Annotated in this window: 2 protein-coding genes; both read left to right on the forward strand. The window is 38.2% G+C overall.

Features of this window, described 5'->3' with window-relative positions; translation table 11 throughout:
• The coding region (locus HT736_RS08800; RefSeq protein WP_172930962.1) for a transposase at positions 1-327 on the forward strand (327 nt) is incomplete at its 5' end.
• 193 nt (positions 328-520) lie between these two features.
• Positions 521-2500, forward strand: coding sequence for a peptide ABC transporter substrate-binding protein (locus tag HT736_RS08805; protein ID WP_119948137.1), 1980 nt, complete (start codon positions 521-523; stop codon positions 2498-2500).
• Positions 2501-2608 lie beyond the last annotated feature (108 nt).

Below are 2608 nucleotides of genomic sequence, written 5' to 3' on the forward strand. Positions count from 1 at the left end.
ATGAACGCCTTTTTAGAAGAGCTTTCACAAGCTTATCCAGATGATTATCTTTTACTCGTTATGGACAATGCCATATGGCATAAATCAAGTACCTTAAAGATTCCGACTAATATTGGCTTTACCTTTATTCCTCCATACACACCAGAGATGAACCCCATTGAACAAGTGTGGAAAGAGATTCGTAAACGTGGATTTAAGAATAAAGCCTTTCGAACTTTGGAAGATGTCATGAATCAACTCCAAGATGTTATACAAGGACTGGAGAAGGAGGTGATAAAGTCCATCGTTAATCGGAGATGGACTAGAATGCTTTTTGAAAGTAGATGAGTATTAGAAGGAAGGTCAACAAGATTCTTTTCTGGTTATCAGAAGAGAATCTCTGTTGGCTTTTTTGGCATAAATGAACAATTTTATTTTTCAGAATATATCAAATATAACAAATAACTCTTAAAATTCAGAAAATTCTATTGACAGGACTTGAAAAAGAGTCTATAATGAATAAAAAACAAAGGAGAATACTATGAAAACAAGAAAAGTATTGGCTCTTGCGGGAGTAACCTTATTAGCAGTTGGTGTTTTAGCTGCTTGTTCTGGGGGTTCAGGTGCTCAAGGTGAAAAAACCTTTGCATTTACTTACGAGACACATCCAGATAATCTCAACTATTTGACAACTGGTAAGGCAGCAACTTCTGAGATTACTAGTAATGTGATTGATGGATTGCTTGAAAATGATAAATACGGGAACCTTGTTCCTTCATTGGCAGAAGACTGGTCAGTTTCTAAGGATGGCTTGACTTATACTTATAAGATTCGTCAGGATGCCAAGTGGTATACATCTGAGGGAGAAGAGTATGCTCCTGTTAAGGCTCAGGACTTTGTAACAGGACTTAAATATGCAACAGATAAGAAAGCAGAAGCCCTTTACTTGGTACAGGATTCAATCAAAGGTCTGGATGCCTATGCCAAAGGTGAAATCACAGACTTCACTCAAGTCGGGATTAAAGCCCTTGACGACCAAACAATCCAATACACCTTGAACAAACCTGAAAGTTTTTGGAATTCCAAAACAACAATGGGTGTGCTTGCGCCAGTTAATGAAGAGTTTTTGAATTCAAAAGGGGATGATTTTGCCAAAGCTACGGATCCAAGTAGTCTCTTGTATAACGGTCCTTATTTGTTGAAATCCATTGTGACCAAATCTTCCGTTGAATTTGCGAAAAATCCGAACTATTGGGATAAGGACAATGTGCACATTGACAAAGTTAAATTGTCATTCTGGGATGGGCAAGATACCAGCAAACCAGCAGAAAACTTTAAAGATGGTAGCCTTACAGCAGCTCGTCTTTATCCAACAAGTGCAAGTTTCGCAGAGCTTGAGAAGAGTATGAAAGACAATATCGTCTATACTCAACAAGACTCTACGACTTATCTAGTAGGGACAAATATTGACCGTCAATCTTATAAATACACATCTAAGACTAGCGAAGAACAAAAGACATCTACTAAAAAGGCTCTCTTAAATAAGGATTTCCGTCAGGCTATTGCCTTTGGATTTGACCGTACAGCCTATGCCGCTCAGTTGAATGGAGAAACTGGAGCAAGCAAAATCTTGCGTAATCTCTTTGTGCCACCAACATTTGTTCAAGCAGATGGGAAAAACTTTGGCGATATGGTCAAAGAAAAATTAGTAACCTATGGGGATGAATGGAAGGATGTTAATCTGGCCGATTCACAAGATGGTCTCTACAATCCAGAAAAAGCCAAGGCTGAATTTGCCAAGGCTAAGTCCGCTTTACAAGCAGAAGGTGTGACTTTCCCAATTCACCTAGATATGCCTGTTGACCAGACAGCAACTACAAAAGTTCAACGTGTCCAATCTATGAAACAATCCTTGGAAGCAACTTTAGGAACTGATAATGTCGTTATTGATATCCAACAATTGCAAAAAGATGAATTGCTTAATGTAACTTTATTTGCTGAAAATGCTGCTGGCGAAGACTGGGATTTATCAGATAATGTCGGTTGGGGTCCTGATTTTGCCGATCCATCAACCTACCTTGATATTATCAAACCTTCTGTAGGAGAAAGTACTAAAACATATTTAGGATTTGACTCAGGGGAAGATAATGTAGCTGCTAAAAAAGTAGGTCTATATGACTACGAAAAATTGGTTACTGAAGCTGGTGATGAGGCTACAGATGTTGCTAAACGCTATGATAAATACGCTTCAGCCCAAGCTTGGCTGACAGATAGTGCTTTGATTATTCCAACTACATCTCGTACAGGGCGTCCAATCTTGTCTAAGATGGTACCATTTACAATACCATTTGCATTGTCAGGAAATAAAGGTACAAGTGAGCCAGTCTTATATAAATACCTTGAAATTCAAGACAAGGCAGTCACTGTAGATGAATACCAAAAAGCTCAGGAAAAATGGATGAAAGAAAAAGAAGAGTCTAATAAAAAGGCTCAAGAAGAACTTGCCAAACATGTCAAATAAAACAAAAAGAGACTGAGTCAAAAGTCCTAAAAATCAGAAAAACGCATAGTATCAGGTGTTGATGTACTGCACCCCAAAAGTTAGACAGAAAAAATCTAACTTTTGGGG

Source organism: Streptococcus sp. 339 (assembly GCF_013277285.1).
Lineage (GTDB): Bacteria > Bacillota > Bacilli > Lactobacillales > Streptococcaceae > Streptococcus > Streptococcus pseudopneumoniae.